This window comes from Marinobacter fonticola (genome assembly GCF_008122265.1).
In the GTDB taxonomy this organism is placed as follows: Bacteria; Pseudomonadota; Gammaproteobacteria; order Pseudomonadales; family Oleiphilaceae; genus Marinobacter_A; species Marinobacter_A fonticola.
Genome location: NZ_CP043042.1, coordinates 2,490,237 through 2,516,232 on the forward strand (window position 1 = coordinate 2,490,237; position 25,996 = coordinate 2,516,232).

Below are 25,996 nucleotides of genomic sequence, written 5' to 3' on the forward strand. Positions count from 1 at the left end.
CCTTGCCTGTTTTTTGAGTTTTGTTTTTTGGCTGCCACAACGACGGGTCGTCGCTGGCTCGGTCCGGCTATCGTCGCGTTACGCTAATCTCTAAATTATTTGCGCCCGAAGCCTCTCCGTCTGATTCAAATAATTTCATCACACCTCAAGCCATCAAAATGTGACAGGACTTCAACTAAATGACAGTAGACGCTAATCGGGTTGGCCACAAACTAGCGCAACGGGACAAATGTACCGAAGGAGATGTAAAGCCGACCGGTTTTAGGGCACGATAATGGGCCACATACAATAACAATAGATCGCGACGATGAGCTTTCACCGCAAACCGACCATGTATGTCTGCATCAGCTGTGGTAAGGGCCTAATGGACCCCGTCTCGCGCCTGGACGAACCGGACCCGGCGGATCGCTACCAGTGTAGCTATTGCGGGCAGAAAGCGACTATCCCCCCGCTGATGATCAGCCTGACCCAAATCGGCTCTTGCCTCGCCGGACTGGGCTTTACGCTCTATTTGCTGCTGGGGCATCTCAACGCGGTTCTCAAGGCGTTCCAACTCAATACCGATGCCGACTTCACCTCGGACCTGTGGCTGATCGCGCTGGCTACGCTGTTTTTAACCGCCTTTCTCTATACCGTCTCCAAAGCGTTCCAGAATCTCAGAACGCAACTGCGCTACCGGCACGTCCGGTCGCCTTCCTAAGGAGTTATTCGGGGCTCCCTCAGCATCCCGTTGTCCGACGTGTATAGCTGCGGTTTCTCACTAGAGAGCCGATTCTGCGTTCTATGATAGAATCCGCGACTTTTCGACGACGCGGTCGACCGTGCCAAGAGCACCGGCTCGACTCAAGAATCACGCTCTTTCGTGCTGGTTGGCCGATGGGCCTGTAAAAAAGACATTCCTAACAAACCGGGAGTACAAGCGTATGACCAGTTACACCCTGAAAATTGCGTTTTCGGCCCTTCTTCTTGTGCTCGCCAGCGCTGTGCAGGCCGACCCTAAAGTTGTCGCCGTCACGCAAATTGTCGAACACCCTGCCCTCGATGCCGTTTATCAGGGCATCAAAGATCAGTTGAAGGAAGAGGGTTACGCCGAAGGCTCCGACGTCACCTACATGCACGAGAGCGCTCAAGCCAACACGGCGACTGCGTCTCAGATTGCACGTAAGTTCGTGGGCGAGCAGCCGGACGTCATCGTCGCCATCGCAACCCCCTCCGCCCAAACCGTCGCTGCGGCAACACGCAATATCCCGGTGGTCTTCTCTGCGGTAACCGACCCGGTTGGCGCGCGCCTGGTTTCCAACATGGAAAAACCCGGCAAGAACATTACCGGTATCACCGATATGCTACCGCTGGACAAACACCTCGATATGCTCCTGCGGGTGACGCCGGACGCCAAGCGCATCGGCACGGTTTACAATCCGGGCGAGGCCAACGCCGTCGCATTGATCGAGCAGCTCGAGGAACGCCTGAAAGCACGTGACCTTACCCTGATCAAGGCGGCAGCCACCAAAACCTCCGAGGTTCTAGGCGCAGCTCGCTCCCTCACCGGAAAAGTCGACGCTATATATCTCACCACCGACAACACGGTCATTTCCGCGGCCGAAGCCGTGATCTCGGTGGGCGAGCGCGCTGACATCCCGGTCTTCGCTGCCGATACCGCGACCGTTTCCCGTGGCGCCGTCGCCGCACTGGGCTTTGACTACTACGATGTCGGTCGGCAAACGGGCAAGGTGGTCAGCCGCATTTTGTCCGGCGAAAACCCCGGCGATATTCCGGTAAGTGGTGTCGAAGCATTATCCCTCTTTGTTAATCCAGCCGCCGCAGAGCGCATGGGTATTGAGCTGGCGCCGGATGTCATCGAAGACGCCGAAGAAGTCATTGAGAACTGACACTGACTGAAAGAGACGTTTATGTTGAGTGAAATCGCCCTCTACGGGGCCTTTGAGACCGGGCTTATCTATGGCCTGGTCGCCTTTGGGATTTACCTGTCTTTCCGGGTACTCCACTTTCCCGATCTGACAGTAGACGGTAGTTTTCCGCTAGGCGCTGCCGTTGCGGCTGTGTTGATCATTGGCGGCTACAATCCCTGGCTAGCCACGGGTGCGGCCATTATCGCGGGAATGGCGGCGGGCGCCGTGACCGCCATCCTCAACGTACGTCTCAACATCCTCAATCTCCTTGCCTCTATTCTGACCATGATTGCGCTCTATTCAGTCAACCTGCGCATCATGGGCCGCCCCAATATCGCTCTTCTGACCGAGGAGACAGTGTTGACGCCCTGGTATGACATCGGACTCGAGTTCCACCAGGTACCGGTACTGCTGTTCTTCATCTTTGCGATAGTGATGCTATTCCTGTTGTGGCGCTTTATGCAGTCGGAAACCGGCCTGGCCATGCGAGCCACCGGAGCGAACCCGAGAATGGCCAGGGCCCAGGGCATTGCCACCGGGTGGATGATCATCCTTGGTATTGCTCTGTCAAACGGATTGGTGGCTCTGGCTGGGGCATTGTTCGCGCAGAGTCAGGGTGCGGCGGATGTCACCATGGGTGTGGGTGTCATCGTCGTGGGCTTGGCCTCGCTGATTGGCGGTGAGGCGGTGCTGGCGCCCCGCAGTGTACTGCGCGCTTTGGTTGCCTGCATTCTCGGCGCCATTCTCTACCGTATTGCAATCGCCCTGGCGCTGAATGCCGACTTCATCGGCCTCAAGACCCAGGATCTCAACCTGGTCACGGCGGTGCTCGTCACCCTGGCCATTGTGTTGCCTAACGCACGGCACTCGATCAAGAACTTCCTGTCCCGGAGCCGCACATGATTAGTGCAACCGACCTCAAGCTAACGTTCGGCAAAGGCACGCCGCTGGAAAACCCGGCGCTGCGGGGGCTCAGCCTGACCGTCAATCAGGGCGAATTCGTGACCGTCATCGGTAGCAACGGCGCGGGCAAATCCACCTTACTGAATGCGCTGTCCGGAGAGGTCATCGTCGATAGCGGACGCATTGCGGTGGATGGCAAGGAGGTCACCCGGTTGCCGACCCATAAGCGTGCCGGCCAAGTGGCCCGGGTATTCCAGGATCCGCTGGCGGGCACCTGCGAGGATCTCACCATCGAGGAGAACATGTCGCTGGCGATTCGTCGCGGCATGGGACGCGGCTTAGGTACAGCCGTGAAAACCCGCTATCGCGAGCGGTTCCGCGAAGGGCTGGCAGGACTCAATCTTGGTCTTGAAGATCGCCTCAGCGATAAGATGGGACTTCTCTCCGGTGGCCAGCGGCAGGCTGTCAGCCTATTGATGGCCAGCCTCAACCCATCTAGCATCTTGTTGCTCGACGAGCATACCGCCGCGCTGGACCCGCGTACCGCAGCGTTCGTCCTAGACCTCACGCGCCGGATTATCGAGGAACAAAAGAAAACCGCGCTGATGGTGACCCATAGCATGAAGCAGGCATTGGAAGTTGGTAGCCGTACGGTCATGCTCCATCAGGGGCAGGTTGTGTTCGATATTGGCGGTGGGGAGCGCGAGGGCCTCCAGGTCGCGGACCTTCTACAATTGTTCGAGAAGCAGCGCGGCCTGGAAGTGTCTGACGATAGCTTGCTCCTGGGTTAGCGCACGATCAATTGGCACGATCCATTAACACCATCGCTCAGCACCATCGATTGGCGCAAAAAAGCCATGGCGAGAGCGCCATGGCTTTTTATTTCAGCGACCTCAATGGCCGTAGACACGCATGGCCGTATCGGTGATCACCAGGTCATCCAGTGCCACGGAGCCAATGGACGTTTCCCCCACCAGCACACCGCCAATGGTGATATCAGACCTGAATTCCTGAAGATCGATGGCCAGCGCATCGCGACCATCGGCTCGATGACCCCGGTACATATCGAGCTCGACGGTGGCGAAAAGATCCAGAACCCGTTTTTCATCGATATCGTACTCGTCGCCGGTCAAGCGCAAGTCTCTAATCCCCACAGCAATGAACGGGGCATCGAACTCCAGGTCATCGATCGCAATATCCGTTCTGAAGTTGAGATAATCCGTTTGCGTGTCGACTCGAATGGTGGCGGAGCCCAGAAGCGCATCCATATGGAAATTATCGAGTATCGTCGTCGAATCCGTCGTACCTCGCAGTTGCCACTCACCGGTACTCACGCGAAGATCCACTGCACCCAGAATGGGAACCGGCTGAACGTTGATAACGGCATCACCGTCGGCAAGCACATCGATATCGATACGGATGTTGTCGATCAAGTCGCTCGCCGGATGACTCGTAAGATTGGTCCTAAACTCCGGGAAAAGATCGGTACGATTGGTCCCGCCGATTTCGATATCGCTAATCGCCAGCATTCCCTCGTCGATATAACGGAACTCATCGATATTCACTTTCGTCTCAAGCTCAATGGACACACCAGCCTGTCCGGTGACTGCACCCATCTCGCTGTCGTCCAGCATTTGTATTTCCGCAACGGCAGCAACAGGCGTCACGGCCAGGCATAACACCAGCGGTTTGAATTTCAGGCCTTTCATTGCTGTTAGTCCCTTATTGCTCTTATTGGATATGAAGTGATACCGCCCGAGCGTCATCGCGCCGCCTGGTTTCGCTCCATAGACTCACTTTAGCGACACGTCATTGCTATAGACGTGCAGACCGTCACAATTCCACTGTTGGTCTGGTGAAGTAAGGTTCTAGCCTGGCCAATCAAGGATCACGCCAACCACAACATGTAGTGTGCGCTTCCGCGGAGACGGAACCAATTCAAGGGTAGAGTGCAAGGTATTCGGTATTGATTTTTATCAACCACCCCACTCCCGCCAATAGTTTTCTCCATCTTCACAGACCACAATATCCTGTTATACTCACCGAAAAATGACCGGACATATTGGGTTTAAGCACAAAAACCCAGGCAACATAGCAACGGCGTTCTCGGCGTCGTTCCTGCTTCGTGGTGCAGCCAGCGTCTTCCGGTAGCCAACGGCCCGGAAAATAGGCCTACGAAGTCACGAACACCAGATATAGTGTTTTATTTTTGACCAGGGGCAACAGGTTTCTGGTTTGGGGTCAGGCTCGACGAGGCCTGAAACGAGAAATCACCGGAGCATTGAGGGCGGCAATGAACGCGAAAGTACAGGAACTCATATCGACTATTCCCATGCAGGATGCCTCGCTGGACATCTGGAACAGTAAGTACCAGCTCAAGACCAAAAGTGGCGAACCGGTCGATGCCACTATCGAGGAAACCTACGCGCGTGTCGCACGCTCCCTGGCCGGCGTTGAAACCAATAAGAGCAAACGCGAGAAGCATTTCAAGGAATTCGTCTGGGCCCTGAAACATGGTGCCATTCCTGCCGGACGTATTATTTCCAATGCTGGCGCGGAAGCTCACAAACCGGCGACCTCGACGATTAACTGCACGGTTTCCGGCAGCATCAACGACTCCATGAACGATATTCTGGAGAAAAACCACGAAGCCGGCCTCACCCTCAAGGCGGGCTGCGGTATTGGCTACGAGTTCTCCACGCTGCGCCCTAAGGGCGCCTATGTTGCAGGCGCCGGCGCAACCACCTCCGGCCCGCTGTCTTTCATGGATATCTTCGACCGCATGTGCTTTACCGTATCGTCGGCCGGCGGTCGCCGCGGTGCGCAAATGGCGACGTTCGACGTCCACCACCCGGATGTTATCGATTTTATTCAGGCCAAGCGCGAAGACGGCCGGCTACGCCAATTCAACCTGTCGTTACTGATCACCGAGGATTTCATCGAAGCGGTGAAGAACGGCGAAGACTGGCACCTGTCCTTCCCCGTTACGCAGAAAGAGGCCGACGCGGAAAGTCTCGATTTGAACGATAAGAGCCAGTACGTCTATCGCGACTTCCCGGTGCAAGAGGGCTACGTGTGCAACGATAGCGGCGAAGTGGCTTGCCGCATCTACAAGACGGTCAAAGCCCAGTTCATCTGGGACAGCATCATGACCTCCACCTACGACTACGCGGAACCCGGCTTCATCCTGATCGACAAGGTCAATCAGATGAACAACAACTGGTTCTGCGAGGATATCCGCGCCACCAACCCTTGCGGCGAACAGCCCCTGCCCCCGTATGGTAGCTGCCTGCTGGGATCGGTGAACCTAACCATGTTTGTGGACTATCCGTTTACCGACCAGGCCAGCTTCAACTACGAAAAATACCGCAAAGTGGTGGGCATCTTTACCCGCATGCTAGACAACGTGGTGGAGATCAACGGTCTGCCGCTGGGAGAGCAGCGTCACGAAATTACTTACAAGCGCCGCCACGGCATGGGTATCTTAGGCCTCGGCTCTACGCTCGCCATGCTGCGTATGCCTTACGGTTCGGAAGAATCCGTCGCCTTTGCCGAAGACGTGGTACGCGAAATGGCCGTGGAAGGCTGGCGCCAATCCCTGGCCCTTGCGGACGAAAAAGGCCCGGCGCCGATCATGAACGACGAGTTCGAAGTCACCGGGAAGATGCTGGCAAAGTGCCCCCAACTGGCACAAGACGGCATCAAGGAAGGCGACAAGGTACCTGGCCGCATCCTGCACGCCAAGTACAGCGCCTACATGCAGCGTATTGCGGAGGTCGAACCGGAGCTGGTTGCCAAGCTGGCCGAGAAAGGCGGTCGCTTCACCCACCATACGTCCATTGCGCCAACAGGTACGATCAGCCTGTCCCTGGCCAACAACGCCAGCAACGGTATCGAGCCTAGTTTCTCGCATCACTATGCGCGCAACATCATCCGCGAAGGCCGCAAGACGAAGGAGAAGGTGGACGTGTTCTCCTACGAACTGCTGGCCTACCGCCATCTGATCAACACCAAAGCGATGCCTTTCTCCGAGGAACCGGAAGCGAAGCTGCCAAGTTACTTCACAACGTCGGACGACGTCACCCCGACACAGCACGTAGATATCCAGGGCGCCGCGCAGAAATGGGTCGACTCTTCCATTTCCAAGACCGCGAACGTGCCCACTGATTTCCCTTATCCGGATTTCAAGGACATCTACATGTACGCCTATGAGAAAGGTCTCAAGGGCTGCACCACTTTCCGCTTCAATCCAGAAGCTTTCCAGGGCGTCCTGGTGAAGCAGAAGGATCTGGAGAGCACGGAGTACGAATTTACTCTGGATGATGGGTCCAAAGTCAGCCTCAAGGGCCATGAGGAAGTAGAATACGACGGTGAAATTCATACGGCCGCCAATCTCTTCGATGCCCTCAAAGAAGGCACTTACGGCAAGTACTGATCCGTCACTACAGCACAGGACATAGAACGATGACTGTTAAGATCGATAAGAAGATCGTCGGCTATCGGGTTACCAAAGCCGACGATTCAAAGAACCAGCCGGCTGAATCTGCGGATAACCTGGCGCCCCAGCCGGTCAAGATGAATGAGTACATCGAGCGGCCGGATTTTCTTTTGGGTACGACCTATAAAATCAAGCCGCCAGTGGCCGAGCACGCGATGTACATCACGATCAACGACATCCTGCTCAACGAAGATACGGATCACGAAAGCCGTCAACCGTACGAGGTCTTCATCAACTCCAAGTCGATGGAGCACTTCCAATGGGTTATCGCGCTGACACGCGTTATCTCGGCGGTTTTCCGTAAGGGTGGCGATGTCACTTTCCTGGTGGAGGAGCTGCGCTCGGTTTACGACCCCAATGGCGGCTACTTCAAGAAAGGCGGCGTATTCATGCCGTCGCTGGTCGCCGAAATCGGTGCGGTGATCGAGAAACACATGAAAGCCATCGGCCTGATCGAGAGTGAAGAGCTGGGCGACGTCACCAAGCGCGTACTGGCCGAAAAACGGGCAGAGTTCGAATCGCGCCAGCCAGCCAATAACGAGACGGGCGCTAGCGACTATCCGGCAAACGCCACGTTATGCAGCAAGTGCAGCACCAAGGCGGTTATCATTATGGATGGTTGCGCCACTTGCCTGTCTTGCGGTGATAGCAAGTGCGGCTAATACGCTGACAGGCCAAGCTGAAAATCCACCCGGACTGCGGTCCCGGTGGATTTTTTCGCCCCTGGGGCGAGTAAAACTGGGGCAAGAAAAAATAGGCGCTTTAGAATCCGAAGGCTTCGCGCATGTCCACCGGAAAAATGCGGGGCTCCACCTCAAGCACCACACCAAAACGAGACTGCACGTCATCCCTGATACGCGCCGCAAGGGATAGCAATTCCCTACCCTCGCCGTTGCCATGATGCACCAACACCAATGCCTGACGATTATGGACGCCCACATGGGATTCCCGATGCCCTTTCCACCCACAAAAATCGATCAGCCAGCCTGCGGCAAGCTTGGCGTTGTCCGGACCTTCATAGGCGACTAGTTCCGGAAGCTCGATTTTAAGGGCCTGATAATGCTCAAGGGAAACCACGGGATTCTTGAAGAAGCTACCGACGTTGGGCAGCATATCAGGGTCCGGTAATTTGCGGCAGCGAACCTGAATGACCGCACGCGCTACATCTTCGGCAGTCAGCGAATCGGGCTCAACGTCGTCGCCGAAGTACGCCTGCAAATCACGGTACATCAGGTTGAGTGGCGCTTTCTTGGCAAGGCGCAGCCTGACCTTCAACACAACGTAGCGAGTGGGATTGCGCTTGAAAAGGCTGTCACGATAACCAAATTCACACTCATTGGCCGCCAGCGTGCGAATGTCTCGAGCCTCACGGTCCCATACCTGAACATCGATGAGACTCTGCGAAAGCTCGACGCCGTAGGCCCCGATATTCTGAATTGGCGCAGCGCCCACCGTTCCGGGGATCAGCGCCAGATTCTCAATTCCACGATAGCCGGACCGAACCGCGTACATCACCGTTTCGTGCCAGTTTTCTCCGGCGCCTAACTCCAGCGTCGCGGCATCCGCAGAGACATCGCTCCAACAACGGCCATTAATGCCGATCTTTACAACCAGGCCCGGGAAATCACCGGCAAGGATGACATTGCTGCCCCCACCCAGGATCAATAGCGGCAGGGAGCGGCTATCAGCCCAGTCAATCGCATCGCACAGCTGCTCGATAGTGGCGGCGCGGTATAACCAGGCCGCTCGCGCCGGTAAGCGCAACGTATTGCATGCCTGTAGGCACACATTCGCCTCGGGCTGAACCACCTCAGAATTCAAAGTCGGTTCTCCCGGATATCCCGGATCAAGCCATCACACGCATCTTCTATCAGATCCAGGACCCGCTCGAACCCATCACCATCACCGTAGTAGGGATCGGGCACTTCCTCCTCTTGATGACGGGTCGCGTAACTCAGGAACAGTTCGGGGCGGGCCTTCGCGTTGTCGGAAGTCAGAGCGGCCACCCGGCGTTGATTGTCGCTATCCATGGTGAGGACATAGTCGAATCGATCCATATCCCGGGGTTCGATCTGACGCGCCCGCAACGACGACAAGTCGTAACCTCGGCGAAGCCCGGCTTCCATCGCCCGCGGATCAGGTTGCTTCCCCACATGCCACTCACCCGTGCCGCAGGAGTCGACCGTGACCCGGCCAGTCAGGCCCGCTTCGTCAAGGCGTTGCTGAAATACGGCTTGGGCGGTCGGCGAGCGGCAGATGTTGCCCATACAAACGAACAGCACGTTTACCGGATCATGCATCGACCTCAACCTCCTCGAGTCCGTCGGCAAATATCCGCCTGACATGCTCCAGATCTTCCGGCGTATCGATCCCGTTTAGCGGCCGTTGCACGGCGATGTCGACGTGAATACGCGCCCCATTCTCCAGTGCACGCAGCTGCTCGAGGGACTCTGTCTTCTCCAGTGGGGACGCTTGCCAGCCGACAAAGTCATGCAGCAGTCCGACGCGATAGGCGTAGATACCAATGTGGCGCAGATAGCCCATTCCCGCTGGCAGCAGGCGCTCCGGGATTGCTGTGGTTTCCGACCAATCGTTACGTGCCCACGGAATGGGCGCGCGGCTGAAATACAGCGCAAAGTTGTCCTTGGCGCGAACCACCTTAACCACGTTCGGGTTGAAGATCAGCTCCGGTGCCTGAACCTCCTCGCATAGCGTCGCAATTTTGGCCTGCGGATACTGCTCAAGATTTCTGGCCACCTGGTTGATCAAGGCAGGAGGAATCAGAGGCTCGTCACCTTGCACGTTGACGATGCGGTCGTCCGGGGCAAAGTTCAGCGCCCGCGCCACCTCTTCAAGTCTATCGGTGCCAGACGCATGGTCCTCTGCGGTCATCATCACTTCGGCGCCGAATTCACGGGCGGCCTCGGCAATGCGATCGTCGTCTGTGGCGACGATAACGCGGCTCGCCTCGCTTTCGCAGGCGCGCTCGTAGACGTGCTGAATCATGGTCTTTCCACCGATTTCCAGCAGCGGTTTGCCGGGTAAACGGGTGGAGGCATAGCGGGCGGGAATGACTACGGTAAATGACATGGGCGTTCCTAACTTGTCGTTTATCCGGGCGTCAACGCGCTCAGCGCTTTTCCAGACGCTCATCCGTGGTTAAAGTTCGGGCCTCGTTGGCCAGCATGACCGGAATGCCCTCCCTGATGGGGAAGGCCATTCCGTCTGGGCGGCAGACCAATTCGTCGCGGGCATCGTTAATAGCAAGTTCACCCTTACAAACCGGACACGCCAACATGGCGAGCAATTTCTTGTCCATTATGGATTCCTACATCAATCATCATGGGCGGGCCGCTCGCGGCAATTGCAGTTCCGCAAGGCGACGATCAAACATTGTCCAGAAAGCATCCGGCAAGGCAGCACGAACTTCAAGTGACCAGCAATCCACATCGGCAAAGTCCCCGCACTTCACGGCATCCTTAGCGGTCATGACCAGAGGCTGATTTGCGGGATGCCGCAAATCGTCCGCTTTGAACGCATGGTGATCGCCCAGGGGCCGCTCCTGAACCTCCGCGCCCAAAGATCGTAGCGTGTCGAAAAAACGTGCCGGATTACCGATACCGGCAACGGCAGTCACGGCGATACCGGACAACCAGTCTAAAGGTCGGTTCTCGCCGGTTTTCAGATTCACGAGCCGGTAAGGCTCCATTTGCATAGTCTGACATTGAGGGTGGTCCAGTTGCGCCAGCTTACCAACGCCATTGATTACGACGGCATCTACCCGCGCCAAGCGTTCAACCGGCTCCCGCAAAGGACCCACGGGAATGGGCGCGCCGTTACCAAGACCACGCCCGCCATCAAACACCGCAATTTCCAGGTCCCGACCCAGGGCGTAGTGCTGGAGGCCATCGTCGCACACCAGTATATCCGCCAGGTTGTTATCGTACGCCCACTGAGCCCCTCGGGCACGTTTGGGATCGACCACAACTCGGACACCACCCTGGCGGGCGAGCATTAACGGTTCGTCGCCGCTGAGATGGGCTGCGGTGGACGCGCAAACTTCCAACGGATAGTGATCCGATTTCCCGCCATAGCCCCGGCTTACAATAGCCGGTCGCCAGCCCTGTTTTTTCAGGTGAGCGACGATAGCCAAAGTCAGCGGGGATTTGCCGGTGCCACCCGCCGTGATGTTGCCAACGACGACGACAGGGATGGGCGGGCGGCTGACGTCACGCCGCCCGGATAGATAGGCCTCCCGCCGACGCCGGGCAATCCAGCGATAGAGCCATGCTAGCGGCCAAAGCAGCCAGAGTGGACGGCCTTCTCCATACCAGAGACGGTCGACCATGGGGTCATCCTGCCTCGCTGAAATTGGTCTGGTGTAGCTGGGCGTACACGCCGCCCTGCTCCAGCAAGTCCTCGTGGCGCCCTGCTTCCACAATCTGTCCGTCGTCCATGACCAGGATACGGTCCGCCTTTTCGATCGTCGACAGACGATGAGCGATAACCAACGTCGTACGCCCTTTCATGACCAAATCCAGAGCAGCCTGAATATGGCGCTCGGACTCCGTATCCAGGGCCGACGTCGCTTCGTCCAACATCAGGATCGGCGCGTCTTTTAGCAGCGCTCTGGCAATCGCCAGGCGTTGGCGCTGACCACCGGAGAGCATGACGCCGTTGTCGCCAATCAACGTATCCATGCCCTCCGGCATGCGGTCGATAAATTCGAGGGCATGCGCTTTTGCCGCCGCTTCCCGTATTTCTTCCCGCGTGTGTTCGCGCAGTGCACCGTAGGCAATGTTGGCGCCAATCGTGTCGTTAAAGAGCACCACGTTCTGGGTCACCAAAGCGATCTGGTTGCGCAGTGCCCGCAAGGTGTAATCGCGGATGGGGACGTCGTCGATCAGAATCTCGCCACCGGTGTATTCGTAAAAGCGCGGCAGCAGACTGACCAACGTGGATTTACCGCTACCGGAGCGGCCGACCAGCGCCAAACTCTGGCCCTGAGGAATCTCGAGATCGATGGATTTCAGCACATCGTCGAGCTGGTCCCGGTAGCGAAAAGATACCTGCCGGAAACTGATATCGCCTTTGGCCCGATCGGGCGCGTATGTGCCGCTATCGTCTTCGGGTGTTTCGTCTATGGTTTCGAATACGTCGTGAGCGGCAGCGACACCCTTCTGTATTCGGGCGTGAACCGATGTAACCTGGCGGATCGGCTTGGCCATGGTCGTTGCAGCGGTAATGAACGCGACCAATTCACCCGTACTCATTCCGCCCCGGATTTCCGGCGCCAGCATAAGCCAGACGAGCGAGGCAATGGCGAAGGCGACTAGCACCTGAATGACGGGCACGCTGATGGCCTGAGTGGAGGCCATTTTCAGGCTCTGGGTCAAATTACGGTTACTGACTTCGTGGAATCGCTCGCGCTCGTATCCCTCACCGCCGAAGATCCGGACCACGCGATAACCACTGATGGATTCGGACGCCACGTGCGTGATATCGCCCATAGAACCCTGGATGCGGCGACTCAGCTTGCGGAACCGCTTACTGGCGAAGCTAACAACAAAGCCGATGACCGGCCCCACAGCGACAAAGATCAGTGTCAGTTTCCAGTTGGTATAGAGCATAAACCCCAGAAGGCCGACAATGGTCAAACCTTCCCGTAGCGTAATCGTTACAGCGTTGGTGGTCGCATCCGCCACTTGCTCGACATTGAACGTCAGCTTGGATACCAAGTGACCGGCGGAATGATCGTCGAAAAAGCGCGAAGGCAGTCGCAGCAGACGGTCGAAAACCTGGGTACGCAAGGCGTTGACCACTTGCCGACCGACATAGTTGATAAAGTATTGCCCCAGGAAGGTGCCCAGTCCGCGAAGAGAGAAAACGCCGACAATTAGGCCGGTTAGCAGCAAGCGATTTTGCTCGGTGGGATTCTCGATGGCCTTGATCACATATTCCATGGCCGCTGCCATGCCTGTCGAGGCGGCGGCATAGATGACGTTGCCGAGGACAGCTAGGGAAAATGCCAGCCAGAACGGCTTGACGTAGGCCAGTAGCCGCTTGTACGTCTGCCAGTTGGTTGCGGTGTCCGCAGTCATAATTCAGTTCCGGTCGGTCTTTGGTACGTCGTCACTCGCTGTCCGTTGTGCGCTGGGTGGTTATACTGAGTTTGACGAAACCAAGCTTGCCCGCGACATCCATCGCGCGCACCACATATTCGTGGGGCGTCTGGGCGTCCGCCGTAATAATAAACGGCAATTGGGCATCGCCTCCGGACACCTCCTGGACCGCTTTCTGGAGCGTCTCTTTCTGGTTATTGACCAAAGGTCGGTCGTTCACCGAATACAGCCCCTCGGCGTTGATCACCACATCCACCTGCTCGGCCTGCGCTTCGGCAATTTCGCCATTGGCTTCGGGCAGGTCGACTTTGAGGTGGCTCTCCCGGGTAAACGTGGTCGACACCATGAAAAAGATCAACAACAGAAAGACGACGTCGATCAGCGGCGTCAGGTCGACACTGACTTCCTGACTTCTCTGGCGCTTGAACTTCACGGCGCTCAGGCTCCTTCTACGTCGATTTCACGATCGCCGTGGACCACCTCGACCAGCTTGATGGCCTCTTGCTCCATATTGACGACCAGTTCGTCGACGCGACGGATGAAGTAGCGGTGGCAGATCAACGCCGGGATCGCCACGCTCAAGCCAGCGGCGGTGGTCATCAGCGCTTCGGAAATACCGCCGGCCAAATTACCGGCATCGCCGACCCCGGCAAGCTGGATTTCGGCAAAAACCTTGATCATACCGATCACGGTACCTAACAACCCCAGTAGCGGCGTAATCGTCGCCACGGTGCCCAAAGGGTTTAAAAAGCGCTCGAGCTCGTGGATGGCCTGGCTGGCCTCCTGCTCGATGCTTTCTTTCATAATCTCCCGGCCGTGCTTGGCATTCATCAAACCACCGGCAAGCACGCGCCCCAAGGGGGAAGAAGACTGGAGAGCCTTCAGTTTGCGGGCATTGAGCTCCTTCTTTTTGATCCAGCGCCAAAGCTCGTTAATCGTACTCTGCGGGGCAACGCGCGACGCCCTCAAGCTCCAGAAACGTTCGAGAATGATGGCAAGGGCGAGAATGGAGCACGCAATAATGGGCACCATAATGATGCCGCCCGCCTGAAGAAGCTCTAACACACTTTATCTCCTGATGTTTAACTGCCGCGCTACTTTAGCACAGGCGCGGCCAGCCGCCACACCCTCTACGGGCGGCCGGAGGATTGTGCGGGAGGTGCCGCTATCCAGAACGGCGCGCCCGCGCGAGCGGGTACGACATCGACCGCCTTATCGCGCAACCGTACCCTGATGGCGCCTGCTGACGCGGTATTGAAGAGAGCGGCGCCCGCTGCACGATAGCGCGCGCTAACGCTCCTCGCAGGATGCCCGTATGGGTGGCGGTAACCCGCCGAGAAAATCACCACATCGGGCTTCAGGTCGTTGACCCACGCGGTGCTGGACGATGTCTTGCTCCCGTGGTGCGGGGCTACGACAATGCGCGGCTTGCCAGTAGGTACATCATGCTCGGCCAGCCAAAGCTGCTCCTGCGCTGCGGTAATATCTCCCGGCAGAATGATCTCGGCGTGGTCCGTGGTAATTCGCAACACGCACGAACGTCCGTTACCCGGCGCCGACGCCGGGGCCTGCCAAAACGCGAGGCGGGACTCGCCGAAGCGGATCTGCTCACCGCTCTTGCAAGCATCCAGCGTTATTGCGGACGCTTTCAGCTTACCCGCAACACGCTCAGGCTCACCGGTCACGAAGTAGCGGACGGGATAGTGCCGAAGCAACGAACTCAGGCCGCTGGCATGGTCTGCATCGCCATGACTGATGACCAGCGTATCGATCACCCCAATTCCCAATTGGCGGAAATTGGGACCGATAACAGCATCCACGGACGTATAGCCCGAAGGCGAACCCGGCCCGGTATCGTATACCAGAACCTGGTCCCCTTCTCGGTAGAGCGCTGACAGTCCCTGCCCCACGTCCCAAACCCAAAGTTCGGGGTGGGCAACAGAGGCATTTTGCGGAGATCGTGCCAAGCTGCCGCCCATAGAGATGATCGCCACCGCGGCAAACGCAGCGCGTGACGCACGACGGGTTGGCAATAGGCAGGCCGTGACCGCTAGAGCCATGACCACAGCGGCAAATGCGTCGAAACGAAAGCCTTCCGGCGAAACATCGGCAAATCCTTGGAGCGCCCACATGAACCCACCCAAGACCGCCTCTAAAATCGGCGCGCAAAACTCAAGCGCCGTTTGCGAAAGCATCCCCAGGGGCGTCAGCGTGAACAGCAATGGCATCAACACAAAAGACATCAGCGGGATCGCCAGAATATTGACCAGCCAGCCCAATGCCGCTGAAGGCAGATCCATAAACGCAAGGATCGGCAGCAGCCCGGCCATCACCGCCACCTGGGCTTGCAACAATGCGTGAACGAACCCGGTTGGTTGTAGCCGGCCGGAGAACATAAGGATCAGGCAGCCGACAGCGCCGAAGGAAAGCCAGAAACCGCCGTCCAATGGGGCAAAGGGATCGAGGAGCAGCACACTGCCCAGAGCCACCAGCCACCCAGTCCAATAGCCGGATAACCGGCCACTGAGGTAGACACCCATCACCACAGTCGCCATGACCAGCGCCCGCTGCGTTGGCACGGTGAAGCCGGCAAGTAACGCATAGCCCAAACAGGCCAGCAGACTGGCGGCAGCCACGCTCCAGCGCTGTGCACGCGCACCGACGTAACGCTGGCCCAAGCGTCCAATCAGACGTTTGGCCACCCAACCGCTAAAAAGGCCGATCAAACCGATGTGCAGGCCTGAAATTGCGATCAGGTGTGAGGTTCCCGTCGCCTGGAACAGGGCCCAGTCCTCCGCATCCAGCAAGCGTCGCTCGCCGAGCAGAAGCGCCTCCATCAGCGGGTACGCCTCGAGCTGTCCATAGCGCTCGCTCAATTTGGCGGCAACGGACTCGCGCCACTGGTGATAACGACAGCCCGGCCCGCAGGCAATATCCGGAGCCGGCGTCCATTCCCGAACACTGCCGGTGGCGCCAAATCCATGGCGAAAAAGCCAGGTTTCGTAACGAAAGCCTTGCGGATTTACGCTGCCATGAGGCGGCTTGAGCCTTACCGCCAAACGCATGCGGAGCGGAAGCACGGCCCCCGGCTCGGCGCCATAAAGTGCAAGCCTCAACTTTTCTACTCTTTCGACTTCAGGATCGTTCTCGACCCAACGGACGACACAGAAATCGAAACGCGAGCTGTTGTAGGCTCCGGGTGCGACCAGACTACAGCGATACCCCTCTACGGTCTGGGATGGTAGTTGGCTCTGGTCAGGAAGTTGGTCCTCCAGCCGTTCGCTGGCCGACCAACTGGCCCATAGCAACCCGAGGACAAGACAGGAAAAGCAGATCGAAAGAGTGCGGAGTCTTTGACTCAGAAAGGACAGGGTGATGCCTGCAATCAAGGCAATCCACAACAGGACCAACGGTGGTATTTCGCCAACACAATAAAGTAAGATGACGCCGCCCGCGAATGCAGCAATCCCTGCGCGCACACTAAAACTCCCGGGCAATCCTTGCCCTTTATAGTCCATAATTACCGCACACCGGCCTCGGCCGTATTACAGTGCTGAATCCAACCCATAGGCAGTCGGACGCCATGCCGAAAAGGTTCATCAAGCGTTATATGCCAAGGCCGGAGAAGATCAGGGACATGAAATCCCTGCGTTTTCTTGGCGACGTATTGCATGAACCCAATCTCTGGCACATCAACCGTCACGCCGTTTGCAGGGCCTTCCTGATCGGGATTTTCCTATGCTTCATCCCGATACCCTTCCAGATGGTCGCAGCCGGTTTCTTCGCTATCTGGTTTAACGCCAATCTGCCACTTTCTGTCGCGCTGGTCTGGATTAGCAACCCGCTGACGATGCCGCCCATTTTTTACTTCAACTATAAGGTGGGCGCCTGGCTATTGGGTCGCCCGGTGCTGGATTTCGAGTTTCACCTATCTTGGGGCTGGCTGAGCAGTCGGCTGATCGATATCGGCGTTCCACTTTACGTCGGCTCGGTCGTTCTCGGCGTGCTATCGGCCTGCGTCAGCTATCTCGTCATTCAGTTCCTATGGCGGCGCAAGGTGCGGTCGGACTGGCGCAAGCGGCGGGGCATACGTCAAGGCACCCGCTCGCTCGGTCACCGGTAATCAGGCATCCTCTACCAAGCGTCCCTCTTCCAGTCTGAGAACGCGGCCCAAACGGTGGGCCATATCAATGTCGTGAGTGACCACCACAAAGGCGATACCGATCTGGTCCCGCAATGACTCGATCAGACCCTGGACCTCCCGCGCGGTTTGTTCGTCGAGGTTGCCCGTGGGCTCGTCCATCAGCACACACTCCGGCTCGTTCACCAGCGCTCGGGCGATGGCCACCCGCTGACGCTCTCCCCCGGATAGCTCGCCAGGCTTGTGGTCCAGCCGTGCGCCGAGCTTTACGCGCTCCAGGATTTCCCGGGCTTTGACGCGTGCAGACGCCATCGATTCCCCTGCCAACGCGCAAGGCATCATCACGTTCTCCAATGCTGTGAACTCTGGCAACAAGTGATGAAATTGATAGACGAAACCGAGCTGACGGTTACGAAACTTGGCCCGCCCCTTTTCACGCAAGTTGTGAATATCCACGCCGCAGATGGAGATATGCCCGGAGGATGGCTTGTCGAGGCCGCCCAATAGATTCAGCAGGGTCGTTTTGCCGGCACCACTGCTACCGACGATGGCAACGGTCTCGCCAGCGGAAACCTCGAGGGAAATACTGGAAAAAATCGTGAGCTCCGCCGGCCCCTGACGGTACGTGCGGGTAATTTCGCGACAGTCGATGACCAGGGGCTTGCCTTCGAGAGTCTGGGCAGCATTACTCATAACGCAGGGCCTCCGCCGGATCGACACGGGATGCTCGCCATGCCGGATAGATGGTTGCAAGCAGGGCCATAACCAGACCCGAACCGCTGATGATGAAGACATCGTTCCATTGGAGCTGGGAAGGCAGATAGCTGATGAAATAGACATCGGGACTGAGGAACGTTATTCCCAATACGCCCTCGACCCAACTGATAATTGCACTGATGTTTTCCGCGCCCAGAATGCCGAGGATAGTGCCCACAAGCACACCCGAAACCCCGATAATCGCGCCCTGAACGATGAAAATCCGCATGATGCGTCCGGGCGTTGCGCCCATCGTACGCAGGATCGCAATGTCCGCAGTTTTGTCGGTAACCACCATGACGAGCGTGGATACGACGTTAAAGGCCGCCACCGCCACGATAAACATCAACAGCAGACCTATCATGGTCTTTTCCATGCGTATCGCCTGGAACAAGTTGCCGTGGGTACGCGTCCAGTCTGACACGTAATAGCGACCGCCCAGCCCACGCGCCACCTTTTCGGCCACCCGCGGCGCTTTGAACAAGTCGTCGACCAACAGGCGCACTCCCTGGGCCTTGCCGCCCGTACGCATCAATTTAGCGGCATCGTCCATGTGGATCAGCGTATAGCTACCATCGAGTTCGGCACCGACGCTGAAAATCCCCTTAACGGTGAAACGCTTCAGCCGCGGCAATACACCCGCCGGCGTGATCGACGCTTCCGGCAGCACCACCGTGACCTTGTCGCCGATCTGCAACCGCAGGCTGGCCGCGAGCAGCCGCCCCACGATAATACCGAATTCGCCAGAACGCAGGTCCTCCAGCGAGCCTTGTTCCATGTGGTTTTCGATGATAGATACCTGACGCTCTTCGTCCGGCAGAATACCGTTGAGCATCACGCCGTGGACGTTGCCGGAACCGGTCACCATTCCCTGTCCCTGAATAAAAGGCGCAGCGGCAATAACGTCAGGCGTTTCCGTCGCCTTTTGATCGATACGCTGCCAATCGTCAACCGTGCTTTGGCCTTGAATGGTCGCATGGGGCACCATACCCAGAATGCGCTGCTGCAGCTCGCGATCGAAACCGTTCATAACCGATAGCACGATGATCAGCAGGGCCACGCCCAGCATGAGCCCCAAGATCGAGGTCAGGGAAATAAATGAAATAAAATGATTGCGCCGTTTGGCTGCGGTATAACGCAGTCCAATGGAAAAAGATAAGGGCTTGAACATGTATGAGGGCCTACCGCTTCCCTGAAGTCGATCACGCAGCGTCCCTCTAGGGGCCGATCTGCTGTTAAACTTGCTCTATCCACGCGCAGTTCATTTGCGCAAAAAACACCTTGCTGACGAGGCGTTCAGGAGTATTGAGATGGTTCCGAACCCCACTGAAGACCGGCGTGATTATTTCAGGATCCACGACAGAATCGGTCTTGAATTCCAGCCAATCGACGACAGCAAGGCTGGTTTCCCCGGCGATCCGTTTGACGACCACGAGCTGGCGCCACTCCACGACGAACTGAGACGCATCGATCAGGATGTCCGCAACCAACTGGCAAGTCTGGCCGAGAGAGACCGCCTACTCGCCAACCTGATGAAATCCTTTAACACCAAGGTCGACACTTTGGCGCGCATTATGGCCTTTGAGCAAAATCCGTTGCAACCGAACCAGTGGTATGAAGCCACCGTCAGTGAAGGCGGGATTGCCTTCCCCAGCGACGACGACAAGCTGTGCGTCGGAAGCCACCTCGCCCTACGCTTGACCTTGCCACCCGAGCTTTTCCGTCCGCAAGGTACCGCCGAAATTGTGTCCATCAGCGAAGGCGCCGACAATCGACGCTGGTTGCATACCGAATTCCGTGCCCTCGATGACGCCGACCGGCAGCAGATCGCTCGCCATATCATGCGCTGGCAGATTCGCCAGCGCCAGCGCGAGAGCGGTGACAATTCCGTTACGGATACCCGCTAAACCGTTACCTCAGCAATATTCCCTTGGAACATAACCTGTAGTAGTGTTTGACCGATAATAAATTTACGTAACCAAAACAACGCTTAGCAGCTGTTACCCGATGAGTTTCCAAGCGCTTGGGCGTCAATGAACACAGGTCCACGCCAAATAACCTCTGTTAAGCCCACGGTGTGCCAACAGGCTGATGCTTTAAGTAAAACGGCTATTGCCGAAAGGCGCTAATCATTGAAAGACTTTTGACCATTGAAAGACGATGACCACGAAGGTGTACCGTGTCATGAAAACTCAAAAAAAGGCTGAAAACCGCACGCTTCGACCGTCCTTTTTTCAGCGAATGGGCTGCGCGCTGCTGATGGGTGGTTTGATGATGACCGGCGCATGGTCTGTCCATGCCGACGAACTCCGAACGCCGGTGATGCAACAAGGCGCCGAGCGCGACTCGGTGTCCCTGCCGCGCCACGGCCAAACCCAGGATCAGGTGCGCACATCGTTCGGCCAACCCCAGGGTATCAAGGGCCCCGTGGGCCAGCCACCGATAACGCAGTGGCTCTACAACGATTTTGTCGTCTATTTCGAGTACGACCACGTAGTTCATGCAGTAATGAAGCCCGAATCACGCTGAAGGCCGCCACGAATAGACGTTCGTACTCAAAGCAGAGACCGGGCCAGGCCTACCCATGGATATAGGTGAGTAAATTTTGAGCACATCCCGCCGAATGCCTGCTGAATGGGCGCCGCAAAGCGCAGTCATGTTGACCTGGCCTCACGGGGGGACCGACTGGCTGGATAGCCTCGGCGACGTGGAACGGGTTTTCGAAACAATCGCTCGGGCTGTGCTGCGCTTCGAACATCTGCTTCTAAGCTGCGAGGATGCCAGCCGGTTAACAACGCTGACGGCATCCCTCAACCAATGGGCGGATAACGGCGGCTATCCCGGCCGCGTCTACAGCGTCAACGCCCCGGCTAACGATACCTGGGCCCGTGACCATGGCCCGATTGCCATCGACGCTGCCGGCCAAACTGAGCTGCTGGATTTTCGTTTCAATGCGTGGGGCGACAAGTTTGCCTGGGACAAGGACGATGCCTTGAACCGCCATCTCCACGAAGCCGGAGCCTTCGGCAGCACGCAACTGACGACGGTAGACCTCGTTCTGGAAGGTGGATCGATCGAATCCGACGGAATGGGCACCATTCTGACCACCAGCGAGTGCCTGCTTGCGACAACTCGAAACCCCGGCTTTGACCGTGCCGAGATCGAAAGCAAGCTGAAAGAAACCCTAGGGGCCGAGCGTGTGCTCTGGCTCAACCACGGATACCTGGCCGGCGACGATACCGATAGCCATATCGATACCTTGGCCCGCTTTTGCGCGCCTGACCACATCTGCTACGTGCGCTGCAATGACGAAGGCGATGAGCATTACGCTGCCCTGCGCGCCATGGAAGCCGAGCTCGAGCAATTTAGACGCGCCGACGACACGCCCTACCGCCTGACAGCACTGCCCTGGCCCGATCCCTGTTACGGTGAAGAGGGTGAGCGTCTGCCGGCTACCTATGCCAATTTCCTGATCATCAATGGCGCCGTGCTTTTTCCGGTTTACGACGTACCCCAGGACGACGAAGCTGTCCGCATTGCCGGCACCCTCTTTCCCGACCGGGAAATCGTACCCATCGATTGCCGCCCTCTCATCCACCAGCACGGCAGCCTGCATTGCGTGACCATGCAGCTGCCCACGGGGGTTGTTAACCCATGAGCGATAAGCGCGAACTCAAGGTTGCCGCTATCCAGCAGACCTGTAGCCACGATAAATCCGTCAGTCTGGCCACCTCTGAACGGCTGGTCCGCGAAGCAGCGGGCAACGGCGCGCAGTTGATTGTCCTGCAGGAACTGCACGCCACGCTCTATTTTTGCCAAACCGAGGACGTCGCCGTATTCGAACTGGCCGAACCGATTCCCGGGCCCACCTCGGAACACCTGAGCGCGCTGGCCAAAGAGCTTGGGGTCGTGCTGGTGGGTTCGATTTTCGAGCGTCGCATGAACGGCGTATACCACAATACCGCGGTCGTTTTCGAAACGGACGGAACCCTGGCCGGCCTCTACCGCAAAATGCACATCCCGGACGACCCGGGCTTCTACGAGAAATTCTACTTCACGCCGGGAGATGCCACGTTCAACAGTGGAGAAAACGGTTTCACCCCGGTCCGAACTTCGGTCGGCACCCTCGGCTTACTGGTGTGCTGGGACCAATGGTACCCCGAGGCAGCCCGGCTAATGGCTCTGGCCGGCGCTGAATTGCTGATTTATCCCACCGCTATCGGCTGGGACGTCACCGACGAGCCCGACGAACAGGCCCGTCAACTTGAAGCTTGGGTAACCGTTCAACGGGGGCACGCCGTCGCGAACAACTTGCCGGTCATTGCACCCAACCGGGTCGGTACCGAGCCGCACCCCGAAGGCATTGGCGAAGGCATTCGCTTTTGGGGAAACAGCTTCGTGTGCGGTCCGCAGGGGGAGTTCCTGGCGCGCGCCAACGACGCCGACGAAGGCGTACTCTACGCCACTATCGACCGCGACCGCAGCGAGAACATCCGCCGTATCTGGCCGCACTTCCGTGATCGCCGGATTGATGCCTACGGTGAAATACTGCGCCGGGTCAGGGACTGATTCCGCCATGAAAAAGTTGATCGACGCCACGGTTGAACGGCTCAACGCGATCCTTCTCGGCAAGGATCACCAGGTTCGCCTTGCAGTGTGCTGTTTGCTGGCCCGAGGCCACCTGTTGATTGAAGATATTCCCGGCATGGGCAAGACCACCTTATCCCACGCCATTGCCCGGATCATGGATCTAAGCTACACGCGCATTCAGTTTACCAACGACCTGCTTCCAGCCGACGTGCTGGGTTTTTCCATGTACGACAAAGAGGCCGGCAGTCTGATCTTCCATCCTGGGCCCATTTTTTCCGAGGTTGTGCTGGCCGATGAAATCAATCGCGCCTCTCCCCGCACGCAGAGCGCGTTGCTGGAAGCCATGGAAGAACGACAGGTGTCGATCGAAGGCGAAACCCGCCCGTTGCCCTCGACGTTTTTCGTCATCGCCACCCAGAATCCGCTGGAACAGGGCGGTACCTATCCCCTGCCGGAATCCCAGCTTGACCGTTTCCTGATGCGCATCGAACTCGGTTATCCCGACCCTCGGGCGGAGCGGGAATTGCTGGAAGGCACCGATCGACGCAGCCTGATACAGGCACTCAGCCCGCTGGTCAGCAGCGACGACCTGCAAGCACTGCAGCAAAGTGTCGAGCGAGTCAGCACCAGCGCTGCCCTGCTCGACTATGTGCAACGCCTACTGCAACAGAGCCGGCGTATGCCTGGCGTCCTCTATGGTCTGTCACCTCGCGCCGGTTTGGGGCTAATCAGAGCAGCCAAAGCTTGGGCATTAATGGATGGCAGGCATCATGTCCTACCGGACGATATACAGGCGGTACTGCCGCCGGTAGCACGCCACCGGCTGGAGCAAGGCGAAACGCGCCAAAGTCTGCAGCGCGTCCAGCTTCTGCTGGAACAGGTTTCGGTTCTGGCCTAGTGTGCCGCACGGCATACCAGTGACCCGCCGGGTGTTTCAGCGCTTGAAATCGAGGCTTTCGTCGTCATATCCGCCTATCCGATCATGTCACGGAACGACGTCATCATAGCCCGGCGCAATAAAACAGATTAGGCCAAACAATTCGGGCTAGGCACAGGATCATGGTATTCTCGCCGGCATTTACAGAACGGGTGGCGCGTCCTGGCAACCACCCGTGAGACACATTCGAGAGAGACACCATTATGAGCGAAGTCAAACACTCCCGACTGATCATCCTGGGTTCCGGGCCCGCTGGCTACACCGCTGCGGTCTATGCTGCCCGTGCAAATCTGAAGCCGACACTGATCACCGGCATCGAAGTTGGCGGCCAGCTCACAACCACCACGGACGTGGACAACTGGCCTGGCGACAACGATGGCGTGCAGGGCCCGGAGCTGATGCAGCGGATGCTGAAACACGCGGAGCGTTTCGAGACTTCAATCGTCTACGACACCATCAACGAAGCCGATCTAAACCAACGCCCCTTTCGTCTTAAGGGCGACAGCGGCGAGTACACCTGCGATGCACTGATCATTGCCACCGGCGCATCGGCGATGTACCTGGGGCTGGAATCCGAGGAAAAGTTCAAGGGCCAAGGCGTTTCTGCCTGCGCCACCTGCGACGGCTTTTTCTATCGCAAACAGAAAGTCGCGGTCATTGGCGGCGGCAACACAGCCGTCGAGGAAGCGCTATATCTGTCCAACATCGCCGACGAAGTCACGCTGGTGCACCGCCGGGATAAACTGCGCGCCGAAAAGATCCTGCAAGACAAACTGTTCGAGAAGGAGAAAAACGGCAACGTTAAAATTCTCTGGGATCACACCCTGGACGAGGTGCTCGGCGATGCGACCGGCGTGACCGGGATGCGGGCACGGAGCACCAAGTCCGACGAAACCCGCGACCTTGATCTGGCCGGGGTCTTCATTGCCATCGGTCACAAGCCCAATACCGGCCTATTCGAGGGTCAGCTGGATATGGACAACGGCTACATCCGCATTCGGTCAGGGCTTGAGGGCATGGTAACCCAGAGTAGCGTTCCTGGCGTATTCGCGGCCGGTGACGTTGCCGACCACGTGTACCGGCAAGCCGTAACTTCCGCCGGCTTCGGCTGCATGGCAGCGTTGGATGCCGAACGTTTCCTGGATCAGCTTTCAGACTAACCGCCGCCATCGCCCGCACCGACCGGTTCGGGCGATGGCATGCTCACTCTGCCGTGTGTCTTTTCCTACCGCATGCTACGCTTTGACCAAACGAAAGCGCCTCTGAACCGGTCCGAGCCCCCTTTTGCCGGTCCCAGCACTTGCAGAGCGCGGGCCTACTGGGCGCGGCCATCGCCGCTGAAAGCCGCGACGCGGAACGTGCCTGGCTCACAGGGGCATTCAGCAACTCCACGGCATGCCAAGGAATATCCGAACCAACAATGACCTCTTTGCCCTGGCTTGATCCCGACGAACTCTGGTTTCCCTCGCCTGAGGAGGCACTGGAGGAGCCGGACGGCTTGCTCGCGATCGGTGGAGACCTAGCCCCCGAACGCCTCGAATTGGCGTATCGCAACGGAATATTCCCATGGTTTAGCGAGGAACAACCGATCCTCTGGTGGTCCCCTAACCCCCGCTGTGTGCTGTTTCCGGGCGAAGTTCATATTTCCCGGCGCCTAAAGCGCACGTTGAATCAGGGTCAATTCAAGATCACCATCGACCGGGATTTCGCCGGTGTGATTCGCGGGTGCGCCGAAGTACGCGAGGAAGGCACCTGGATTACCAATGAAATGGAGCAGGCGTACCGCAAGCTTCACCGCCGCGGTAACGCCCATTCTTTCGAAGCCTGGAATAGCGAGGGCCAGCTGGTGGCCGGGCTCTATGGTGTGGGTATCGGCTGCTGTTTTTTTGGCGAATCGATGTTCACCCGGGAGGATAATGCCTCCAAAGTGGTTTTCGCCCACGTCGCCCTCCAGCTCGAGCGCTGGGGTTATGCCATGATGGACTGCCAAGTGGAAAACGGCCACTTGATCAGCCTCGGTGCACGATGTATTCCTCGCTCCCAATTTTTAACTATACTGTGGAATAACATCGATAAAACGCCCAGACACCGCTCCTGGACAATGGATCTTTCCTGGTCCGGCAGCGACGTTGAGTGAGA

Annotated in this window: 26 protein-coding genes; 14 read left to right on the forward strand and 12 right to left on the reverse strand. The window is 57.7% G+C overall.

Annotated elements, in window-relative coordinates; all coding sequences use genetic code 11:
• The first annotated feature begins 364 nt into the window (after positions 1 to 364).
• From FXO11_RS11035 to FXO11_RS11050, 4 genes are all read left to right on the forward strand, one after another.
• On the forward strand, positions 365 to 700 hold the full coding sequence (locus tag FXO11_RS11035; RefSeq protein WP_168203159.1) for a hypothetical protein: 336 nt from the start codon (positions 365 to 367) through the stop codon (positions 698 to 700).
• 223 nt (positions 701 to 923) lie between these two features.
• On the forward strand, positions 924 to 1,889 hold the full coding sequence (locus FXO11_RS11040) for an ABC transporter substrate-binding protein (protein ID WP_148863021.1): 966 nt from the start codon (positions 924 to 926) through the stop codon (positions 1,887 to 1,889).
• A gap of 21 nt (positions 1,890 to 1,910) precedes the next feature.
• Positions 1,911 to 2,813 (forward strand): ABC transporter permease, encoded by a 903-nt coding sequence (locus FXO11_RS11045; protein WP_148863022.1) that lies wholly within the window; start codon positions 1,911 to 1,913, stop codon positions 2,811 to 2,813.
• Positions 2,810 to 3,604, forward strand: coding sequence for an ABC transporter ATP-binding protein (locus tag FXO11_RS11050; RefSeq protein ID WP_148863023.1), 795 nt, complete (start codon positions 2,810 to 2,812; stop codon positions 3,602 to 3,604). Before FXO11_RS11045 ends, FXO11_RS11050 begins: the two co-directional genes overlap by 4 nt.
• A 102-nt stretch (positions 3,605 to 3,706) precedes the next feature.
• On the opposite strand, the gene FXO11_RS11055 is transcribed toward FXO11_RS11050, so the two are convergent.
• Positions 3,707 to 4,522: a DUF6160 family protein gene (locus FXO11_RS11055; protein WP_148863024.1), complete on the reverse strand. Its 816-nt coding sequence runs from the start codon at positions 4,520 to 4,522 to the stop codon at positions 3,707 to 3,709.
• 584 nt (positions 4,523 to 5,106) lie between these two features.
• On the opposite strand from FXO11_RS11055, the gene FXO11_RS11060 reads away from it, so the two are divergent.
• Positions 5,107 to 7,248, forward strand: a complete 2,142-nt coding sequence (locus tag FXO11_RS11060; RefSeq protein WP_148863025.1) for an adenosylcobalamin-dependent ribonucleoside-diphosphate reductase — start codon at positions 5,107 to 5,109, stop codon at positions 7,246 to 7,248.
• 29 nt (positions 7,249 to 7,277) lie between these two features.
• Complete coding sequence (locus FXO11_RS11065; protein ID WP_148863026.1) at positions 7,278 to 7,973, forward strand: TSCPD domain-containing protein; 696 nt, start codon at positions 7,278 to 7,280, stop codon at positions 7,971 to 7,973.
• Positions 7,974 to 8,073: 100 nt separating this feature from the next.
• Here FXO11_RS11065 and murB read toward each other — a convergent pair whose 3' ends face one another.
• From murB to FXO11_RS11110, 9 genes are all read right to left on the reverse strand, one after another.
• Complete coding sequence (gene murB, locus FXO11_RS11070; RefSeq protein WP_148863027.1) at positions 8,074 to 9,132, reverse strand: UDP-N-acetylmuramate dehydrogenase; 1,059 nt, start codon at positions 9,130 to 9,132, stop codon at positions 8,074 to 8,076.
• Complete coding sequence (locus tag FXO11_RS11075; protein WP_148863028.1) at positions 9,129 to 9,611, reverse strand: low molecular weight protein-tyrosine-phosphatase; 483 nt, start codon at positions 9,609 to 9,611, stop codon at positions 9,129 to 9,131. Before FXO11_RS11075 ends, murB begins: the two co-directional genes overlap by 4 nt.
• A complete protein-coding gene (kdsB, locus tag FXO11_RS11080; protein WP_148863029.1) occupies positions 9,604 to 10,401 on the reverse strand; it encodes a 3-deoxy-manno-octulosonate cytidylyltransferase in 798 nt (265 codons plus the stop codon). The genes FXO11_RS11075 and kdsB overlap by 8 nt, the downstream gene beginning before the upstream one ends.
• Positions 10,402 to 10,441: 40 nt before the next feature.
• On the reverse strand, positions 10,442 to 10,630 hold the full coding sequence (locus tag FXO11_RS11085) for a Trm112 family protein (protein ID WP_148863030.1): 189 nt from the start codon (positions 10,628 to 10,630) through the stop codon (positions 10,442 to 10,444).
• Positions 10,631 to 10,651: 21 nt separating this feature from the next.
• On the reverse strand, positions 10,652 to 11,659 hold the full coding sequence (gene lpxK, locus FXO11_RS11090; RefSeq protein WP_148863031.1) for a tetraacyldisaccharide 4'-kinase: 1,008 nt from the start codon (positions 11,657 to 11,659) through the stop codon (positions 10,652 to 10,654).
• Between the two features lie 4 nt (positions 11,660 to 11,663).
• Positions 11,664 to 13,412: a lipid A export permease/ATP-binding protein MsbA gene (gene msbA / locus FXO11_RS11095; RefSeq protein WP_148863032.1), complete on the reverse strand. Its 1,749-nt coding sequence runs from the start codon at positions 13,410 to 13,412 to the stop codon at positions 11,664 to 11,666.
• A gap of 31 nt (positions 13,413 to 13,443) precedes the next feature.
• Positions 13,444 to 13,866 (reverse strand): ExbD/TolR family protein, encoded by a 423-nt coding sequence (locus FXO11_RS11100; RefSeq protein ID WP_148863033.1) that lies wholly within the window; start codon positions 13,864 to 13,866, stop codon positions 13,444 to 13,446.
• 5 nt (positions 13,867 to 13,871) lie between these two features.
• Positions 13,872 to 14,498: a MotA/TolQ/ExbB proton channel family protein gene (locus tag FXO11_RS11105; protein WP_148863034.1), complete on the reverse strand. Its 627-nt coding sequence runs from the start codon at positions 14,496 to 14,498 to the stop codon at positions 13,872 to 13,874.
• Between the two features lie 65 nt (positions 14,499 to 14,563).
• A complete protein-coding gene (locus FXO11_RS11110) occupies positions 14,564 to 16,912 on the reverse strand; it encodes a DNA internalization-related competence protein ComEC/Rec2 (RefSeq protein WP_168203160.1) in 2,349 nt (782 codons plus the stop codon).
• A 104-nt stretch (positions 16,913 to 17,016) separates the two neighbouring features.
• Here FXO11_RS11110 and FXO11_RS11115 point away from each other — a divergent pair, with 104 nt between their 5' ends.
• The gene (locus FXO11_RS11115) at positions 17,017 to 17,556 is read left to right on the forward strand and encodes a DUF2062 domain-containing protein (protein WP_148863036.1); all 540 of its coding nucleotides are present in this window, start codon (positions 17,017 to 17,019) and stop codon (positions 17,554 to 17,556) included.
• On the opposite strand, the gene FXO11_RS11120 is transcribed toward FXO11_RS11115, so the two are convergent.
• Both FXO11_RS11120 and FXO11_RS11125 read right to left on the reverse strand, forming a co-directional pair.
• Complete coding sequence (locus FXO11_RS11120) at positions 17,557 to 18,267, reverse strand: ABC transporter ATP-binding protein (protein WP_148863037.1); 711 nt, start codon at positions 18,265 to 18,267, stop codon at positions 17,557 to 17,559.
• Positions 18,260 to 19,501 (reverse strand): lipoprotein-releasing ABC transporter permease subunit, encoded by a 1,242-nt coding sequence (locus FXO11_RS11125; protein WP_148863038.1) that lies wholly within the window; start codon positions 19,499 to 19,501, stop codon positions 18,260 to 18,262. Before FXO11_RS11125 ends, FXO11_RS11120 begins: the two co-directional genes overlap by 8 nt.
• A 139-nt stretch (positions 19,502 to 19,640) precedes the next feature.
• On the opposite strand from FXO11_RS11125, the gene FXO11_RS11130 reads away from it, so the two are divergent.
• The 7 genes from FXO11_RS11130 to aat all read left to right on the forward strand — a co-directional run bounded on the left by FXO11_RS11130 (position 19,641) and on the right by aat (position 25,994).
• On the forward strand, positions 19,641 to 20,237 hold the full coding sequence (locus FXO11_RS11130; RefSeq protein ID WP_148863039.1) for a PilZ domain-containing protein: 597 nt from the start codon (positions 19,641 to 19,643) through the stop codon (positions 20,235 to 20,237).
• Between the two features lie 277 nt (positions 20,238 to 20,514).
• Entirely contained in the window at positions 20,515 to 20,859 is a 345-nt protein-coding gene (locus tag FXO11_RS11135) for a phosphodiesterase (RefSeq protein WP_227545860.1), read from the forward strand.
• Between the two features lie 94 nt (positions 20,860 to 20,953).
• Positions 20,954 to 21,988, forward strand: coding sequence for an agmatine deiminase family protein (locus FXO11_RS11140; protein WP_148864887.1), 1,035 nt, complete (start codon positions 20,954 to 20,956; stop codon positions 21,986 to 21,988).
• On the forward strand, positions 21,985 to 22,899 hold the full coding sequence (locus FXO11_RS11145) for a carbon-nitrogen hydrolase (RefSeq protein ID WP_148863040.1): 915 nt from the start codon (positions 21,985 to 21,987) through the stop codon (positions 22,897 to 22,899). Before FXO11_RS11140 ends, FXO11_RS11145 begins: the two co-directional genes overlap by 4 nt.
• Before the next feature lie 7 nt (positions 22,900 to 22,906).
• The gene (locus tag FXO11_RS11150) at positions 22,907 to 23,818 is read left to right on the forward strand and encodes an AAA family ATPase (protein WP_148863041.1); all 912 of its coding nucleotides are present in this window, start codon (positions 22,907 to 22,909) and stop codon (positions 23,816 to 23,818) included.
• A gap of 242 nt (positions 23,819 to 24,060) precedes the next feature.
• Positions 24,061 to 25,017, forward strand: a complete 957-nt coding sequence (gene trxB / locus FXO11_RS11155; protein WP_148863042.1) for a thioredoxin-disulfide reductase — start codon at positions 24,061 to 24,063, stop codon at positions 25,015 to 25,017.
• Positions 25,018 to 25,277: 260 nt separating this feature from the next.
• Positions 25,278 to 25,994: a leucyl/phenylalanyl-tRNA--protein transferase gene (gene aat / locus FXO11_RS11160; RefSeq protein WP_148863043.1), complete on the forward strand. Its 717-nt coding sequence runs from the start codon at positions 25,278 to 25,280 to the stop codon at positions 25,992 to 25,994.
• The last annotated feature ends 2 nt before the right edge of the window (positions 25,995 to 25,996 follow it).

What these genes read in the sequence shown, in the direction of transcription:
- FXO11_RS11150 (WP_148863041.1), top strand. Translation starts at nt 22,907, where the DNA reads ATGAAAAAGTTGATCGACGCCACGGTTGAACGGCTCAACGCGATCCTT.
- FXO11_RS11125 (WP_148863038.1), bottom strand. Translation starts at nt 19,501, where the DNA reads ATGTTCAAGCCCTTATCTTTTTCCATTGGACTGCGTTATACCGCAGCC.
- aat (WP_148863043.1), top strand. Translation starts at nt 25,278, where the DNA reads ATGACCTCTTTGCCCTGGCTTGATCCCGACGAACTCTGGTTTCCCTCG.
- FXO11_RS11060 (WP_148863025.1), top strand. Translation starts at nt 5,107, where the DNA reads ATGAACGCGAAAGTACAGGAACTCATATCGACTATTCCCATGCAGGAT.
- FXO11_RS11065 (WP_148863026.1), top strand. Translation starts at nt 7,278, where the DNA reads ATGACTGTTAAGATCGATAAGAAGATCGTCGGCTATCGGGTTACCAAA.
- FXO11_RS11040 (WP_148863021.1), top strand. Translation starts at nt 924, where the DNA reads ATGACCAGTTACACCCTGAAAATTGCGTTTTCGGCCCTTCTTCTTGTG.
- FXO11_RS11145 (WP_148863040.1), top strand. Translation starts at nt 21,985, where the DNA reads ATGAGCGATAAGCGCGAACTCAAGGTTGCCGCTATCCAGCAGACCTGT.
- FXO11_RS11140 (WP_148864887.1), top strand. Translation starts at nt 20,954, where the DNA reads ATGCCTGCTGAATGGGCGCCGCAAAGCGCAGTCATGTTGACCTGGCCT.
- FXO11_RS11035 (WP_168203159.1), top strand. Translation starts at nt 365, where the DNA reads ATGGACCCCGTCTCGCGCCTGGACGAACCGGACCCGGCGGATCGCTAC.
- msbA (WP_148863032.1), bottom strand. Translation starts at nt 13,412, where the DNA reads ATGACTGCGGACACCGCAACCAACTGGCAGACGTACAAGCGGCTACTG.
- trxB (WP_148863042.1), top strand. Translation starts at nt 24,061, where the DNA reads ATGAGCGAAGTCAAACACTCCCGACTGATCATCCTGGGTTCCGGGCCC.
- FXO11_RS11120 (WP_148863037.1), bottom strand. Translation starts at nt 18,267, where the DNA reads ATGAGTAATGCTGCCCAGACTCTCGAAGGCAAGCCCCTGGTCATCGAC.
- FXO11_RS11130 (WP_148863039.1), top strand. Translation starts at nt 19,641, where the DNA reads ATGGTTCCGAACCCCACTGAAGACCGGCGTGATTATTTCAGGATCCAC.
- kdsB (WP_148863029.1), bottom strand. Translation starts at nt 10,401, where the DNA reads ATGTCATTTACCGTAGTCATTCCCGCCCGCTATGCCTCCACCCGTTTA.
- FXO11_RS11135 (WP_227545860.1), top strand. Translation starts at nt 20,515, where the DNA reads ATGAAAACTCAAAAAAAGGCTGAAAACCGCACGCTTCGACCGTCCTTT.
- FXO11_RS11085 (WP_148863030.1), bottom strand. Translation starts at nt 10,630, where the DNA reads ATGGACAAGAAATTGCTCGCCATGTTGGCGTGTCCGGTTTGTAAGGGT.
- FXO11_RS11075 (WP_148863028.1), bottom strand. Translation starts at nt 9,611, where the DNA reads ATGCATGATCCGGTAAACGTGCTGTTCGTTTGTATGGGCAACATCTGC.
- FXO11_RS11055 (WP_148863024.1), bottom strand. Translation starts at nt 4,522, where the DNA reads ATGAAAGGCCTGAAATTCAAACCGCTGGTGTTATGCCTGGCCGTGACG.
- FXO11_RS11115 (WP_148863036.1), top strand. Translation starts at nt 17,017, where the DNA reads ATGCCGAAAAGGTTCATCAAGCGTTATATGCCAAGGCCGGAGAAGATC.
- FXO11_RS11050 (WP_148863023.1), top strand. Translation starts at nt 2,810, where the DNA reads ATGATTAGTGCAACCGACCTCAAGCTAACGTTCGGCAAAGGCACGCCG.
- FXO11_RS11045 (WP_148863022.1), top strand. Translation starts at nt 1,911, where the DNA reads ATGTTGAGTGAAATCGCCCTCTACGGGGCCTTTGAGACCGGGCTTATC.
- lpxK (WP_148863031.1), bottom strand. Translation starts at nt 11,659, where the DNA reads ATGGTCGACCGTCTCTGGTATGGAGAAGGCCGTCCACTCTGGCTGCTT.